We start from the raw sequence: 15077 nt of genomic DNA, 5'->3' as shown, positions 1-15077 counted from the left end.
CGCCCGATTCCGATCATCCGCGTGCTGTGATCAACCGACTTCGTTCGGTAGAGTGCGGGCGGAGATCGCCGGCGCTGGCCGGAGATCGGGGGGTGCCGGGATGACTCGACGGGGCGCACGGCTGACGGTGGTCGCGCTGCGCCTCGGCCTGCTGCTCGGCGGGGTCGCCCTGGCCTGGTGCGCCCACGAGGTCGCGGCCGGCGCCGCCGCCCACGCCGCCGAGCGCACGCCCGCCGGGCCGCGCAGCGTCGCCGCCGACCTGCCGCGCGGCGCGGTCACGACTCCCCCCACGTCCGCCGTGTCCTCCGGTCGGGCCCGGGGCGCCACCCGGCCCGCGCCACGCGAGCGCGCCACCCCTCGGGACCGTGCCGCCCGGCCCGCGCCACGCGACCGTGCCGCCCGGCCCGCGCCGCGGCACCGCGGCACGCCGATCCGCGAGCGGTTCCGCACGCGACCCGACCAGCGTGCCGCCGTCCGTCCGGAGGGCCGGCGGTCGGCTCCGGCCGCCCGTTCCGGATCGACCCGGGACGAGGCCCGGCGACCGGCTCCCGAGCCTGGCACGCCAGCACCGCGGCCACCCCGGCCGGGCCCCGGTGGCGCGCTCACCCCGGTCACCAGACCGCTCGCTCCGGGGCTCGACCCGGTGTGGCGTGGCCTGAAGTCCGTGCGTGAGCCGCTGGGCCACATCTTGACGCCGCTCAAGCCGGTGACCGACCTGCCGGACCCACCGGCCGGCGGGGAAACCACGCCGCCACCCGCCACGCCCCCGCCGACCGGCATCCCCGGCAGGCCGCCCCTCGCCGACGTGGGCGCCCCGGACCCGGACGTCTCCACCGTCGACCCCGGCGCCCCGGATCCGGACGTCTCCACCGTCGACCCCGGCGCCCCGGCCGGTGCCGAAGACCCCGCCTCTCCGACCGGCGCCGTCGACCGGGTGGAGCCCCACCGCACGAACGCGCACCGGTCGTCGCAGGCCACCGCGGCGACACCGCCCGCGCCCGCCGGCACCGAGCGGCCGCGCCCGGTGCAGACGGAGCACGACCGGGTCCCGGCGGCGCCGGTCCCGGCGGGCAACGGCGCCGCCGGATCGGCCGGCGCAGCCCACGGCGATGCCGCGATCGTCGGCGCCGCCACCTGGACCCCGCCCGCCCTGACCGGCCACCGCTGCCGCCCGGCCGACGGCCCGGCGCCCGCGTCCCGCTCGACCCGCCCGGGCACCCGGCCCGCCTGACCGGCCCCCGGTGCGGCCGCCGCCGCACAGGCCCCGGCTCCCTCCACCGACAGTTGCACGGCCGCTCACGGCCGGCGCCGGCCGACGACCACCCCGGCGCCCTCCCCCTTGTCGATGACCCTGGTGACCAGGAGTTCTTCATGAGCACAGCTACACCCGTCGTCCGGGCCCGTTGGTGCGACATCGGCCGGATTGCCGATCTCGTCGCCGAGGCCCTCTCCCCCAGCGCGCTCGCGGCCTGGCTCGTGCCCGACGCGCAACGGCGCACCGCCGTGCTCGCCGCCGTGGCCCGGATCTGGACCGAGCACGCGATGCTCTTCGGCGACGCGTTCCTGCTGCGCGACGGCACGGCGGCGACCGTCTGGTTCCACCGCTACCGGCCCATCCCGGTGCCGAACCGGTACGCCGACCGCCTCGCCGCGGCCGCCGGACCGGACGAGGAACGCTTCCTCCGGCTCGACGAGGCGCTCGCGGCCCGGCGACCGGCGGAGGCGCACAACCACCTCGCGCTGCTGGCCGCGCCCGGCCCGGCGGGAACCCGCCGGGCCGCCGCGGCGCTCGCCGGATCGCAGCGGTGGATGGACACCCTGAACCTCCCGACGTACGCGGAGGCGTTCACCGAGACCGACCGGGACCTGTTCCGGCGGCACGGGTACGCCGACCGGGAGGCCATCGCGGGGCCGGGCGACACCACCACCCACCCGATGTGGCGGCTCTCGCCGTTCTGGGCCGGCCGCTCCGGCGGCAACGGCCGGTGGCCGGCCCTGCGGATCACCAGCCGGACCCGCAACGGTCGGGCCAGCGGGTGGGCGCTGCGCTGATCCGTCGCCGACGGCCGGGCCGGGGCGGTGTTCGGGCCGCCCCGGCCCGGTCCGGCGGCGTCAGCGCAGCGGCGGGTTGGCGTACCGGACCAGTTCGAGGGCCTGCTCGTCGAACCAGGCGCCGGCGGCCGGGTCGGCCGTGCCGCCGCGCGCCGGGTCGAGCCCGGTGCCGGTGCCCCGGTCGCACTGCCCGTCGGACTGGCCGGGCGTCTTCACCCACAGGAACGCGTCAGCCAGCGGGTCACCGGTCGCCGTGGTGGGGCGTACGCCCAGGCCCCGGTCCGGCGGGTTGCACCAGGTCTGCGGGTCCGGCCAGCCCGCGCCGGCCGGCGCGGTCCACGGGCCCTGCCCGTTGCGGCTGGTGTCCACCACGAAGTGGGCCAGCCGGTCGGCCGGCACGTCGCCGACGTTCTCGGCGTACCAGGCGTCGGTGCGGCCCCAGGTGCTGAAGTCGGCCGGGTCGGCCGGGTGGTACTGGCTGGCGCACCAGTCGAAGTGGCCGCGCGCCCACTCGGGACCCGCGGTGCCGTAGTGGACGCACTTCGCGATCCAGTCGCCGTATTTGAGCTGGCGCTCGGTGGTCTCGTAGTTGGAGACGTTGAGGAAGAAGCCGTCGGCCTTGGCGACGCCGGCCTTGACCAGCCGGTCGGCGGCGTCGCCGACGCCCAGCCAGGCGCTGTGCGTGCCGTCGAGGTAGACGCTGGTGCGCGGCAGCGCGGCGAGCCGGTCGACGGCGTGGCGCAGCATGGTGAACCGGTCGGCGGCGGCGGTGGCCGGGTCGGCCTCGGCCGGGCGGCACCAGTCCTGGGTGCCGTTGATGGTGGTGTACCAGGGGATGATGCCGAGGCCGTCCGGCTCGAGGATGACGGCCACCTCGTGGCCGCCGATGCCCCGGGCGAAGGCGTCGATCCAGGCCTCGTACCCGGCCACCGAGGTGGCGCCGCCGGCCGAGTACTGCGAGCAGTCGCGGAACGGGATGTTGTAGGCCACGAGCAGCGGCACGGTCTTCTTGCCGGCCGCACGGCGTACCTCGGCGTTGACGGTCCGGGTGACCTCGGCCGGGGAGCCGCCGGTCACCCAGACCGCCTGGGGCGTGCGGATCATGGCACGCAGCCCGGCCGCCTCCTGGTGGCGCCCGGCGGCGGTCAGCTCGGCGATCTGGGTCACCGCCCCGTGGTCCGGTCGGGGGGTGTAGAAGGTGACGCCGTCGCGGAGTTCCGCGCCGGCCGGTGCGGTCGAGAAGGGTACGGCCGCGGCGAGGGTCGCGGCGACGGCGGCGAGACCGGTCACGGCGCGCCGCCGGAAGGGAGTCAGGGCCACGTCATTGCTCCTGAGGGACGGGGGAACGTGCGATGGGAGCGTTCCCGCAGCTCGTCCGAGCCTCCCCGGAGCAGCCGCGACTGTCAATGTCTCCCGGCGGGCCGCCGCATCGCGCCGCGCCGGGCGCCGACCCGCGGCATCGCGGGAGGCCTGTGCCGTCGCCGCAGCTCCGCTAGCCTGCGAGCCGGGCAGGGACACGATTCGGCCGAGCAGTCGGAGGGTATCGGGTGCGGATGCTTCAGACCGGTGACAACGACGACGCCGAGGGCGCCGCCACCCCGACCCCGGGGCGGAAGCGGCGGCGACACCGCCTGCTGATCTTCCTGGCGGTGTTCGCGCTGCTGGCCGGCTCCGGCCTGGTGGCCGGCGGCTACTACTTCGACAGCGTGCCGACCCCCACCGACCTCAAACTGCCGGAGTCGACCACCGTCTACTACGCCGACGGCCGCACGCCCATGGCGAAGCTGGGCGCCGAGAACCGCACCATCGTCCCGTACGACCAGATGAACGACTCGGCCAAGCAGGCCATCGTGGCGGCCGAGGACCGCACGTTCTGGACCAACAAGGGCGTGGACTTCAAGGGCGTGCTGCGAGCGGCCTGGGCGAACGTCACCGGCGGGCAGCGACAGGGCGCCTCCACCCTCACCCAGCAGTACGCGCGGGTCGCCGCCGACCTGCGCGGGGTCACCTACTCGCGGAAGCTGCGCGAGGCGGTCATCGCGTGGAAGCTGGACGACACGTACAGCAAGGAGGAGATCCTCGGCTTCTACCTGAACACCGTCCCGTTCGGGCGGGGCGCGTACGGGATCGAGGCGGCCGCGCAGACCTTCTTCGGCAAGACGGTGCGCCGGGACGCCCCGCCGCAGCAGCAGCTCACCCAGGCCGAGGCCATGGTGCTCTGCGCCATGGTGAAGCAGCCGGAGGCGGACCCGGCCGACCCCGAGGGCTCCCCCGGCTACGACCCGCGGCGCAACGCCAGGGCGAAGCAGAACTCGATCGACCGCTGGAACTACATCCGCGACGGCATGGTGAAGCTCGGGTACCTCACCTCGGAGCAGGCGGCGAACCTGGCGTACCCGGACTCGGTGCGGCCCACCGACCCCAACGCGGGCCGCTCCGGGCTGGACCGCCCGACCGGCCTGGTGGTCAACCACGTCCTCAGCGAGCTGCGGCAGACCGAGCCGTTCCGCGGCCAGCCCGACGAGGCGATCCGCGACGGCGGCTACAAGATCGTCACCACCATCGACAAGCGGGTGCAGGACGCCGCGGAGGCCGCCGCCGACATCCGCCGGGACACCGCGCCGGAGGCGGTCCGCGGCCAGCCGAAGAACTGGCAGGCCGCGCTCGTCGCGGTGGAGCCGGGCACCGGCCGGGTGCTCGGCTACTACGGCGGCGACAAGGGCTCCGGCGCCGACTACGCCGGCTGGTACACCGACGAGAACGGCCAGGCCCGCGGCTTCGGCCAACACCCGCCGGGCTCCTCGTTCAAGGTGTACGACCTGGCCGCCGCCGTGGAGAACAAGATCTCGGTGAAGCAGCGGTTCGACTCGCCCGCCACCAAGGAGTTCCCCGAGTCGGGGCGGACCAAGGGCAGCCCCGCCGGTCCCATCCGCAACGCCGAGCACGCGCCCTGCCAGCCGAACTGCGCCCTCTGGGAGGCGACCGTCGCCTCGCTGAACGTCACCTACTTCGAGCTGACCGAGAAGCTCGGCACCGCCAAGGTCATCGACATGGCCAAGCGGGCCGGGGTCGAGTCGATGTGGGAGACGGTCAAGGGCAATCCCCAGCCGCAGCGGGTGGACCTGCGGGACAAGCCCGCCGAGGAGGTGGCCGGGCGGTTCTCCACCGAGGTCGGCATCGGCCAGTACGGCATCAGCGTCCAGGACCACGCCAACGGGATGGCCACCTTCGCGGCCGGCGGCAAGCGCGCCGAGGCGCACTTCGTCCGCTCGGTGACCAAGGGTGACGAGAAGGTGTACGGCGAGCAGCTCAAGCAGACCGACCTCGGTCTCGACCAGGAGGCGATCAACCAGCTCGACTGGACGCTGCGCCGGGTCAAGGCGGCCAAGCTGGACAACGACTGGGACTCCGCCGGCAAGACCGGCACCTGGCAGGCCGGGCAGAGCACCACCCAGAACGTCCACACCTGGATGGTCGGCTGGACCGGGGCGCTCGCGTCCGCCGTCTGGCTCGGCACCACCGACGGCAAGCCGCTGCGCACGACGGGCGGCAGCTACGAGGTCTACGGCTCCACCGGGCCCGGGCCCATCTGGCGGCAGTTCATGGAGCAGGCCACCGCGGCGCTGAAGCTCGACCCGGACAAGTACCGGTTCCAGGATCCGGCGTTCCCGGACGACGCCCCGGAGACCCCGGCCCCGACGGCCCCACCGGCGTCCGCCTCGCCCACCCCGTCGGCGTCGCCGACGCCGAGCCCGACCCCGTCGCGCCCGCGCCCCAGCCCGACTGAGCGGCCGACCTCCCTGCCGACCATCTCCCCTTCGCTCACCCCGCTGCCGACCCTGTCACCGTCGAAGACCCGGCGACCTCGGTGACCGCGGGTCGGCCGTGGGCGGCGGATGCGATGATCGGCCGGTGGTGAACCCGACGACGCAGGCGATCCGGTCGGCCTGGGCGGCGCTGGGCGGGGACCCGGCCGCCGCCGCGGCGGTCCGGACGGCCGGTCCCGCCGGGGCGCTGCCGGCCCGGCTGCCGGTCACCGACCTGGCCGTGGCCTGCGTCGCCGCCGCCGGGCTGGCCGGCCTGGAGCTGGCCCGGGCCCGCGGGGCCGCGACGGACGGCACGCTGACCGTCGACAGCCGTGCGGTGGCGGTCTCCTTCACGAGCGACCGGCACCTGCGGGTGGACGGGCAGGCGTTCAGCGGTTTCGCCCCGCTGTCCCGGTTCTGGCCGACCGCCGACGGCTGGGTGCGCACCCACGCCAACTACCCGCACCACCGGCGGCGGCTGCTGGCCGCGCTCGACCTCGACCCGGCGCGCCCCGACGACGACGCCCTGGTGGCGGCGGTGGGCGACCGGGTCGGCGCGCGCCCGGCGGCCGAGGTCGAGCAGCGGGTGACCGCGGCCGGCGGCCTCGCCGTCGCCACCCGCACGCCGGGCGAGTGGGACGCCCACCCGCAGGCCGCGGCCGTCGCGGCGGAACCCCTGGTCCGGCTACGGGCCGACGCGCCGGCGCCGGCCCGTCCGGCGCCACCCGCGCCGCCCGGCCTGCCCGCCACCGGGGTACGCGTGCTCGACCTGACCCGGGTCATCGCCGGCCCGGTGGCCACCCGTTTCCTGGCCCTGCTCGGCGCCGACGTGCTGCGCGTCGACTCCCCCGGGCTGCCCGAGCTGGAGCCGCAGCACCTGGACACCGACGCCGGCAAGCGGTCCACCCTGCTCGACCTGGGCCGGGACGCCGACCGGGCCCGGTTCGCGGCGCTGCTCGCCGACGCCGACGTGGTGGTCACCGGCTACCGGCCGGGAGCGCTGGACCGGTGGGGCCTCTCCCCCGAGGCGCTGCGCCGCCACCACCCCGACCTGGTGGTGGCGCGGCTGTCGGCCTGGGGCGGCGGCCCGTGGGCCGGGCGGCGCAGCTTCGACAGCCTGGTGCAGGCGGCCACGGGCATCGCCGACATCGAGCGGCGGCCGGACGGCGCACCGGGTGTGCTGCCCGCCCAGGCGCTCGACCACGGCACCGGCTACCTGCTCGCGGCCGCGGTGCTGCGGGCGCTGGCCCGGCGCGCCGTCGACGGGGGCGCGTGGACGGCCGAGCTGTCGCTGGCGCGTACCGCCCGCTGGCTGCGGCACGAGCTGCCGGCCGGGCCGGTTCCGGACGCCGCGCCGCCCGACCCCGACCCCTGGTGCGCCGAGCGGGACTCGCCCGCCGGCCGCCTCCGGTACGCCCTGCCGCCGGTCACCCTGCCCGGCGGCCGGCGGGACTGGGCGAGCCCGCCGACGCGGTGGGGCGGCGACCCGCCGGCCTGGCCGGCCCGCTGAGCGCGGAGCCGCCGCTGGGCGGGACCGGCTCGCCGCCCACCGTCGGACCGACGCCGCTCAGGGGGCGAGCACGAGCCTGCGCAGCGCGGCGTCGAGGGTGGCCGCGTCCACGCCGCCCGGCCAGCCGCGCAGCAGCGCGCCGCCCTTGGCGATGACGACCACGGCCGGGGGCTCGCGGACCGCGTACGAGCGCCAGATCCCGCCGTCGGCGTCGAGCGCGACCGGGTACCCGACCCGGTGCTCCCGCAGGTAGCGCTGGACGTCCTCGGGCTTGTCCTCGGTGGCCACCCCGACGAAGACGACCTCGTCGGAGTGGCGGCGGGCCAGCTCGCCCAGGGCCGGCTGGCGGTCGGCGCAGAGCGTGCACCAGGAGGTGAAGAAGACCAGCACGACCGGGCGGTCGGCCCACAGGTCGGCGAGGGCCACCGGGCTGCCGTCGGTGAGCGCGCCGGTGACGGCGGGCGCGCCGGGCGCCGCGGACGGCGCCGGGCGCAGCGCGAGACCCGCCGGCGCCGGGCCGGGCAGCGCCGCGGCCCCACCGGCGACCGGCTCCGGCCGGGCGGGCGCGTCGTCGCCGCCGGAGCAGCCGGTCGCCGTGAGCGCGGCGGCGAGGGCGACGGCGGCGAGGCGGACGGCGTACCCCCGGATCATGACGGCACCACGGCGACCAGCGCCGGTCCCTCGCTGTCGTTCGGGGTGAGGTCGACCGGCGGGTGGCCGTCCACGACCAGCCGGTAGGCGTCCCGCGCGGCCAGGTCGACCGGCACGGCGAACTCGCAGTACGTGGGCACGCGCGTGACCTCCAGGTCCTCGGCGAAGGTCGCCACCGACCGGCCCGGGGACAGCGCGCCCTCGGCGAGCGTCCGGCCCGCGGCGTCGACCACCTGGAACGGCGACCGGTTGTGGAAGTGCGTGTACGGGCCGGTGCCGGCGCACTCGACGCCCGCCGGCCGGATGTTGATGTCCCGGACGAGCACCCGCACGGTCATCGCCGTCCGGGCCTCCTCGGCGCCACCGCACGCGGTGAGCGCGCCGGTGAGCAGGGACGGCAGCAGCAGCGCTGGCAGCAGGCGGCTCATCTGTCCTCCTGGTCGTCGGGGTGGGTCCCCGGGGCGGTGCGGCACGCCGGTGTCCGCACCGCCCCGGGGCGGGTCAGCCGAGCTGCGCCCGGGGCCGTTCGACCCGGCACTGGCTGGTCACGGTCCTGCTCGGGTCGCTCTCCGAGGTGGCCGTGAGGGTCACCAGGGTGGTGGCGGTCGCGCCGGAGCCGGCCCCCACCGAGACGGCGACGGGGGTGCTGGCGCCGAACTCGGCCGTGGCCAACTCGTTCGGCAGTTCCACCCGCCAGCCCTGGCCGCCGACGGCCGCCGAGAGCCGGTAGACGTCGGAGCGCAGGTACGCGCCCGCGTCCTCCGGGTGCGGCTGCCCGCCGGCCGCGTACGTCCCCGTGTTGGTCAGGTCGAAGGTGCAGGTCGCGCCCCTGCCGGTGGGCTCGCCGCGGGTCACCAGGTGGCCCTTGGACAGCGCCACCCCGTGCATGCTGGGGCCGGCGCCGTCCAGCGACCGGACCGCCACCGTGTACGAGAGCACCCCATCGGCGTCGCGGCGCAGGTTGAGCACGTAGAAGTGCAGCCGGTTGGCCTCGTCCACGTACTCGTACTCGCTGCCGGAGTTGGCCCCGGCGTGGAACAGCGCGTCGGACAGCTGCCGGTAGTCGCCCATGGTGATCTTCTGCGGGGTGCCGTTCGGCTGGTAGAAGTCGACCATGTCGATGTCCTGCGGGTTGGCGTCGACCACCCACACGAACGGGGCGCTGTCGGTGTTCTTGGTCTTGCTGATGAGCACGCCGTTGTCCGGGGTGAACGAGTCCGCGCCCAGCCGGTCGACGACCTCGACGGTGTAGTTGTTGTACCGGCCGCCGTCGCAGAGCGGGTCGGCCGTGACCGTGCACGCCGGCGAGCGGTCGGCGTTCATGGCGATGTTGAGCCCGGTCAGCCCGCCGGGTCCGGCGTCCACGGCGCGGGCGGTCACGTCGGCGACCACCATGCCGGAGGCGGCCAGCCCCTCCCGGGAGAGCCGCAGCACGTGTTCCTCGCCCAGCAGCCCGATCTTCAGCTTGTCCCGCAGCGTGTGCAGCGAGCCCATCGAGCCGCCATTGACCGGCGGGATCTGCCAGCGGGTGTGCGGTCCGCCCGGCCCGTTGAACGACCCGCGCGACATCATGCTCCAGATGCCGGTGTACGCGCGGCGCAACGGCGTGCCGTACGGGTTGTTGTAGTTGTCTCCGATGCTCAGCAGGTGGCTCAGCTCGTGGGCGTACACGCCCATGCCGGAGCTCTCCGCCTGGGTGGAGGAGCCGCCGCCGGCGTTCGGCCAGATGGTGGCGGCCGCCTTCCACGACGTCCACTCGACGTAGCGGGTCTTCGCGTAGTTGGGCAGGGTGGGGTCCGGCGGGCCCCACGCGTCCGGCACGTCCTCCTTGGTCTGGAACATCATCTGGCCGAACTCCTGCCAGGTGGAGGACTCGTCCTGACCGGCCGAGAGGATGAAGACCAGCTCGAAGCTGTCGGCCACCGCGTCGCCGACCGCCGCGCGCCAGGCGCCCAGCCCGTCGGTGCGGATGTTCTTGGCGCACGCCTCCCCGGTCGGGCAGGCGCCGGGGTTGAAGCCGTTGTCGATGCCGTACTGGTAGGACTTCGCCGGCATCTCGTACGGGCCGAAGCCGCTGAGGTCCACCCCGTACCGGCCGTTGGAGTCCTGCATCCAGTACTCGTGCAGGGTGTGTCCCCGGTTCAGGTCACCCGGCTTGTTGAGGAAATCGGTGTAGAACCGCGCGACCTGGCTCCGGGGCACGTTCGCGGCGGTCGCCTGCGGGTTGCCGAAGACCGTCGAGCCGGCCGGCTGCGTGATGACGAACGGCTGGTCCACGTAGTCCAGCGTGACCAGCGCGATCTTGAAGTTGCGGACCGAGCCGCGCACGGTCGGGTCGGCCCAGTTCCGGTTCGGCACCTGCCGGTAGTCGTCCCAGGTCATCGTGTCGGGGTTCTGCCAGCGCTGGGGGTCCAGCGGCTGGAACGGGGCGGGCCCGTCCGGCGGGTCGCCCGGTGCGGCGGAGGCCGGCCCGGCGGCGCCGGTCGCGACCAGGACGGTCGTGACGGCGGCGGCCAGGACCGAGCGCCACACCGCACGCCTGGTGGGCAGAAGGTGCATCGAGTCACCTCTCAGGTCGGGGGCGGGGGGCGGGGCGGTCCGGGGGCGTTCAGCCGTCCCGCATGATCACGCTCGATCCGACCCTAGGAGCCGGCCGGCGCGGCGGTCACCGTGCAGATGTCGGCAGGTGGACCGGCGACTTCCGACACGTGCAGGACGTCACGCCGTGGGCACCGGCCCGGCGTCGGCCCGCTCGGCCCGCCGCAGGTCCCGGCACAACCGCTCCTCCGACTCGGGCGGCAGCGCGCCGCGGGGCGGCCGGCACGGGCCGCCGTACCGGCCGGTGAGCCCCATGGCCAGCTTGACCGCCTGCACCCCCTCGGTGCGGGCGCCCCAGCCGAGCAGGGGATGCAGGCGGGCGTAGAGCGGCAGGGCGGCGGCCAGGTCGCGGGCGGCGCAGAGCCGGTGCAGGCGCAGGCAGAGCCGGGGCAGGACGTTGGGGCAGCGTGCCAGCCACCCGGTCGCCCCGCACACGGTCAGTTCCAGCAGCACGTCGTCGGCGCCGGCCAGCACGTCCAGGTGCGGGCAGAGGTCGCGGACCCGGTGCAGCCGGCGGACGTCGTCCTCCCGTACCGCCACCACGCCGTCGGTCTCGGCGACCCGGGCCAGCAGGTCCGGGGTGAGGTCCACGGTGGATTCGGCCGGATCGCGGCACACCACCACCGGCAGCCCGACGGCGGCCACCTCGCGGTAGTGGGCGACCACCTCGGCGGGGCCGCCCGGGTAGCCGACCGGTGGTGGGGCGAGCACGGCGGCCGCCCCGGCGGCCCGCGCCTGCTCGGCCCAGTGGCGCGCCTGCCGGCTGCCGTACCCCCCGACGGCCGGCAGCACCGCGCAGCCCGGCGGCGCCGCCTCCACGGCGGCGCGGACGACGTCGGCGCGCTCCCCCTCGGACAGGGCCGGATATTCGCCCAGCGGGCCGCACGGGGACACGCCCCGGCAGCCGGCGTCGCCGAGCCACCGCACGTGCTCCTGGAGCCGGTCGTAGTCGACGGAGAGATCGGCCCGGAACGGCGTGGGGAGGGCGACGACGACGCCCTGCCAGGGCCTGGTTGCGGCCACGACGGTGTTCCCTTCTCGGCGGACCCGGCCCCGCACACGTTAGGGGCGTACCGGTCCGCGGTCTTCCGACAGATGCCGGAACCACCGCGGGCTCGCCGGGTACGGGTGTCGCGGGGGTATTGCGCGCCCGCCAACATCATCGGAAGGTAGGCCCAGGGTCCTATCCGGGGGAAGCGCATGCGCATGGAGCTGCAACGCATCGTCGACCGGGTCGCGGCGCGGGTGAAGCGCCCGGCACTCATCGAGGACCGGCGCCAGCGCGTCGTCGTCTACAGCGAACACACGGGGTTGATCGACGGGGTGCGCCGCAGCTCGATCCTGCGCCGGCACACCACCCCGGAGGTGATCGCCTGGGCCCGGGAGATCGGCATCATGGAGGCCCGGCAGCCGGTGCGCACCCCGGCCTGCCCCGACCTGGACCTGCTCCCCCGGGTCTGCGTGCCGATCCGGCACCAGGACCTGCTGCTGGGTTTCGTCTGGTTCATCGACGCGGCCGACGGGATGACCGACGACGACATCTCGGTGGTGACCGAGGCGATGCCGGACCTGTCGCTGGCCCTCTACCGGGAGAACCTGCTCGGCGAGCTGACCTCGCAGCGGGAGGCGGAGGCCACCCGTACGCTGCTGGTCGAATCCCCGGAGGCCCGGCGGGAGGCGGTCCGGTCGCTGCTCACCGACGGCGTGGTGGCCCGCGACGGCCAGGTCACCGCGCTGGTCGCCCAGCTCGCCGTGACCCGGGACGACGTCCTGGACGACGTGGCCCGGGTCGCCCTGGAGCACGCGCTGGTCGCCACCCGGCAGTGGGTCGGGTCCCGCGAGACCCTGCACCTGGTCCGGCACGACCATGGGGTGCTGCTGCTGTGCGGCGGGCGGGCCACCGGCCGGGCGGCGGCCGGGGACGCCGCCGCGCACCTGGACCAGGCCCTGCGCGCGGCGACCCGGGGCCTGGCGTCGGTGAGCCGGACGGTGGTCGGGGTCGGCGACGACCGGCCCCGGCTGTACGACGGCGTGCTGTCCTACCAGGAGGCGTTCCAGGCGGCCCGGGTGGGCGTGCAACTGCCCGCCCTGGGCCCGGTCGTGCCCTGGGCCGACCTCGGCATCTACCGGTTGCTGTCCGGCGTGGACGCCCGGCACCTGGACGTCGCGCGGGTGCACCCGGGGCTGGGCGGGCTGTTCGGCGACGAGGCGCACCAGGTGCTGCTGGAGACCCTGGAGGTCTACCTGGACCTGGCCGGCAACGCCCACGCCACCGCCGAGCGGCTGCGGCTGCACCGGACGACGCTGTACTACCGGCTCCAGCGGGTGGAGCTGCTCGCCGGCACCGACCTGAAGGACGGCAACGAGCGGCTCTGCCTGCACCTGGCGCTGAAGCTGGGCCGGCTCACCGGCCGGTACCGGCCGGACCGGTAGCCGGGGCGGGGCGCCGTTGCCCCGCCCCGGAGTCTCCTAGAGGCCGGCGGCCTCGGCGGCGGTCCGGCCGCCCACCACCGGCAGGGTGATCCGACTGCGGTCGAAGTGGACGGTGATGTGGGCCCGGGTCTGCTTCGCCCGGCTGCTGTAGCCGGAGTACGAGCCGAGCAGGACCACGCCGATCTGGTGGCCGGCGTCGAAGACGTAGTCCTCGGGGAGCAGCTTCAGGTCGACGGCGGTCTTCTGCCCGGGCACCAGCGGCGTCGACACCGACGGCGAGTCGAGGTTGAGGCCGTCGATGATCCCCTTGGTGACCAGCTCCTGCGGGTTGGCCGCCACGGTCTTCTCGGTCCTGCGGTAGCAGGCGTTCTCGGCGAAGCCGCCCCAGGTCGCCGTCGCGCCCCAGCAGTCCTCGTCGGTCAGCGTCCGGATGCCGTCACCGCTGGTGCTGAACCGCGGGCGGGTGCCGTAGTCGACGAGGAGCCCGGCGAAGCTGGTGTCCTCGCCGTCGACGCTGGCGCTGATCTTCACGATCGGGGTGCCGGAGACGTGCAGCGGCGCGGTCAACGGCCCGGAGAGGAACACCAGGCGGTTGTCGGTGTTCGCCGCCGGGTCCGACGGGTGCCGGATGGCGTTCGTGGCGGTCATCGTGGGGGTGTCCTGGAAGGTCGCCGACCCGTTGCCGGGGCCGGAGCGGACGGCCAGCCCGCCGACGTTCCCGGCCGCCGGCGCGCGGAGGAACACCTGGGTCGGCCGGGCGTCGGGCAGCGGCCAGGCGCTCGCGGTCTCCCAGACGTCCGGGGCCCGCTCGATGTCGACGGCCGGCTCCCGCATGATCCCGTTGTCGACGCGCTGGAGCCAGTGGTCGAACCAGCGGTGCAGGGTGTCCACCCAGGCGCCGCGCCGGAAGTCGAACGGGTCGACGTGGCCGGTGCCGGTCAGCCAGAGCTTGCGCGGCACGCCCTGCTCGCCCAGCGCCGCCCACCACTTGCTGAAGTGGTCCGGGCGGACGTTGTCGTCGTTGATGCCGTGCACCACGAAGACGCTGGCGCGGACCCGGTCGGCGTGCGGCACGTAGTCCCGCTCCGCCCAGAAGTCGTTGTAGTCGCCCGTGACGTCGTCGCCGCCCTGCCCCAGGGCGGCCCGCACCGGGGCGCAGTACGCGCGGCGGGCCGGGTTGGTGACCGTGTTCGCGAGGCTGCCCGAGTAGTTGTTCGCCCGGGTGACGAGGCCGTTGCTGCGGGAGTAGTCGTACCAGCTGGAGATCGCCGAGATCGGCACGATGGTGGTCAGCCCCGCCACCCCGTCGGCCGCCGCGGCGTTGGCCAGGGTGCCGTCGTACGACTTGCCGATCATGCCGGTGCGGCCGTTGTGCCAGTCCGCCACGACCTCCCGGCCGGCGGCGTCGACGCCCGGCCGCCGCCCGTTGAGCCAGTCGATGGCGGTCGGCGCGCTGATGTTGTCGGCCCGGCCGCCGGTGACCGGGCAGCCGGTCGAGTTGTTGGTGCCGATCATGTCGAGCAGGACCACCGCGTAGCCGCGCGGGACGAAGTAGTTGTCGTAGAACAGGGGCCAGGTGTCGTTCAGCCCGTCGCCGTCGAGGTCGGCCTTGCACTCGCCCTCGTTGCCGCGGCAGACCGTCGAGTAGTACGGGCTGGCGTCCATCACCACCGGCACCTTGAGCCCGTTCTCGCTGGCCCGGGGCCGGATCACGTCCATCGCCACGATGTCGCGGGCGCCGTCGCCGTCGGTGTCCACGTCCGAGGTGACGAAGACCCGTTCCCGGACCGCGTCGGCGTAGCCGAACACCGGCTGGGTGACCCCGTTCTCGACCACCAGCCGGGCGTGCTCGTCCGCGCCCGGTTCGGCCAGGGCGCCGGTCGCCGGCAGGCCGGTGACCGCGACCGCCAGGGCCACCACGGCGGCCCGCCAGGCATGTCTTCCGCTTCGCATCCGCATGCTCCTCCTCCCCGCGCCGGCCGCCGGCCGGCGGCGCACCCAGGGGCGACGCCGCCGCGGCGGTGGCC

At 75.5% G+C, this 15077-nt stretch carries 11 protein-coding genes; 5 read left to right on the top strand and 6 right to left on the bottom strand.

The features are described 5' to 3' along the window. Window positions 1–100 precede the first annotated feature (100 nt). Together FXF50_RS30100 and FXF50_RS02600 are read left to right on the top strand one after the other, a co-directional pair. Entirely contained in the window at window positions 101–1231 is a 1131-nt protein-coding gene (locus FXF50_RS30100; RefSeq protein ID WP_148425556.1) for a hypothetical protein, read from the top strand. A 140-nt stretch (window positions 1232–1371) separates the two neighbouring features. Next, window positions 1372–2052: a hypothetical protein gene (locus tag FXF50_RS02600; RefSeq protein WP_148425555.1), complete on the top strand. Its 681-nt coding sequence runs from the start codon at window positions 1372–1374 to the stop codon at window positions 2050–2052. 60 nt (window positions 2053–2112) lie between these two features. On the opposite strand, the gene FXF50_RS02595 is transcribed toward FXF50_RS02600, so the two are convergent. Next, window positions 2113–3372 (bottom strand): glycoside hydrolase family 6 protein, encoded by a 1260-nt coding sequence (locus FXF50_RS02595; RefSeq protein ID WP_255509844.1) that lies wholly within the window; start codon window positions 3370–3372, stop codon window positions 2113–2115. Window positions 3373–3605: 233 nt separating this feature from the next. Between FXF50_RS02595 and FXF50_RS02590 the strand changes: the two genes are divergently transcribed. Both FXF50_RS02590 and FXF50_RS02585 read left to right on the top strand, forming a co-directional pair. After that, on the top strand, window positions 3606–5924 hold the full coding sequence (locus FXF50_RS02590) for a transglycosylase domain-containing protein (protein WP_148425700.1): 2319 nt from the start codon (window positions 3606–3608) through the stop codon (window positions 5922–5924). Between the two features lie 40 nt (window positions 5925–5964). Next, entirely contained in the window at window positions 5965–7368 is a 1404-nt protein-coding gene (locus tag FXF50_RS02585; RefSeq protein ID WP_222865967.1) for a CoA transferase, read from the top strand. Window positions 7369–7425: 57 nt separating this feature from the next. Here FXF50_RS02585 and FXF50_RS02580 read toward each other — a convergent pair whose 3' ends face one another. The 4 genes from FXF50_RS02580 to FXF50_RS02565 all read right to left on the bottom strand — a co-directional run bounded on the left by FXF50_RS02580 (window position 7426) and on the right by FXF50_RS02565 (window position 11640). Continuing rightward, window positions 7426–8019, bottom strand: a complete 594-nt coding sequence (locus FXF50_RS02580) for a TlpA disulfide reductase family protein (protein WP_148425554.1) — start codon at window positions 8017–8019, stop codon at window positions 7426–7428. After that, on the bottom strand, window positions 8016–8447 hold the full coding sequence (locus FXF50_RS02575) for a hypothetical protein (RefSeq protein WP_148425553.1): 432 nt from the start codon (window positions 8445–8447) through the stop codon (window positions 8016–8018). The genes FXF50_RS02580 and FXF50_RS02575 overlap by 4 nt, the downstream gene beginning before the upstream one ends. Before the next feature lie 73 nt (window positions 8448–8520). Then, window positions 8521–10578, bottom strand: coding sequence for a M6 family metalloprotease domain-containing protein (locus tag FXF50_RS02570; RefSeq protein WP_148425552.1), 2058 nt, complete (start codon window positions 10576–10578; stop codon window positions 8521–8523). A 159-nt stretch (window positions 10579–10737) separates the two neighbouring features. Then, window positions 10738–11640, bottom strand: a complete 903-nt coding sequence (locus FXF50_RS02565) for a dihydrodipicolinate synthase family protein (RefSeq protein ID WP_148425551.1) — start codon at window positions 11638–11640, stop codon at window positions 10738–10740. 183 nt (window positions 11641–11823) lie between these two features. Here FXF50_RS02565 and FXF50_RS02560 point away from each other — a divergent pair, with 183 nt between their 5' ends. Then, window positions 11824–13050 (top strand): CdaR family transcriptional regulator, encoded by a 1227-nt coding sequence (locus FXF50_RS02560; RefSeq protein ID WP_148425550.1) that lies wholly within the window; start codon window positions 11824–11826, stop codon window positions 13048–13050. 36 nt (window positions 13051–13086) lie between these two features. Here FXF50_RS02560 and FXF50_RS02555 read toward each other — a convergent pair whose 3' ends face one another. Beyond that, window positions 13087–15003 (bottom strand): Xaa-Pro dipeptidyl-peptidase, encoded by a 1917-nt coding sequence (locus tag FXF50_RS02555; protein WP_148425549.1) that lies wholly within the window; start codon window positions 15001–15003, stop codon window positions 13087–13089. Window positions 15004–15077: the final 74 nt, after the last annotated feature.

This window comes from Micromonospora sp. AP08 (assembly GCF_008085935.1).
GTDB classification, from domain to species: Bacteria; Actinomycetota; Actinomycetes; order Mycobacteriales; family Micromonosporaceae; genus Micromonospora; species Micromonospora chersina.
Note: the sequence above shows the minus strand (reverse complement) of the source record. Positions and strands in the feature narration are given on the sequence as shown.

Excerpts from the sequence above, each read along its gene's own strand:
- FXF50_RS30100 (WP_148425556.1), top strand. The coding sequence starts at position 101 with ATGACTCGACGGGGCGCACGGCTGACGGTGGTCGCGCTGCGCCTCGGC.
- FXF50_RS02600 (WP_148425555.1), top strand. The coding sequence starts at position 1,372 with ATGAGCACAGCTACACCCGTCGTCCGGGCCCGTTGGTGCGACATCGGC.
- FXF50_RS02590 (WP_148425700.1), top strand. The coding sequence starts at position 3,606 with ATGCTTCAGACCGGTGACAACGACGACGCCGAGGGCGCCGCCACCCCG.
- FXF50_RS02580 (WP_148425554.1), bottom strand. The coding sequence starts at position 8,019 with ATGATCCGGGGGTACGCCGTCCGCCTCGCCGCCGTCGCCCTCGCCGCC.
- FXF50_RS02575 (WP_148425553.1), bottom strand. The coding sequence starts at position 8,447 with ATGAGCCGCCTGCTGCCAGCGCTGCTGCTGCCGTCCCTGCTCACCGGC.
- FXF50_RS02570 (WP_148425552.1), bottom strand. The coding sequence starts at position 10,578 with ATGCACCTTCTGCCCACCAGGCGTGCGGTGTGGCGCTCGGTCCTGGCC.
- FXF50_RS02560 (WP_148425550.1), top strand. The coding sequence starts at position 11,824 with ATGGAGCTGCAACGCATCGTCGACCGGGTCGCGGCGCGGGTGAAGCGC.
- FXF50_RS02555 (WP_148425549.1), bottom strand. The coding sequence starts at position 15,003 with ATGCGAAGCGGAAGACATGCCTGGCGGGCCGCCGTGGTGGCCCTGGCG.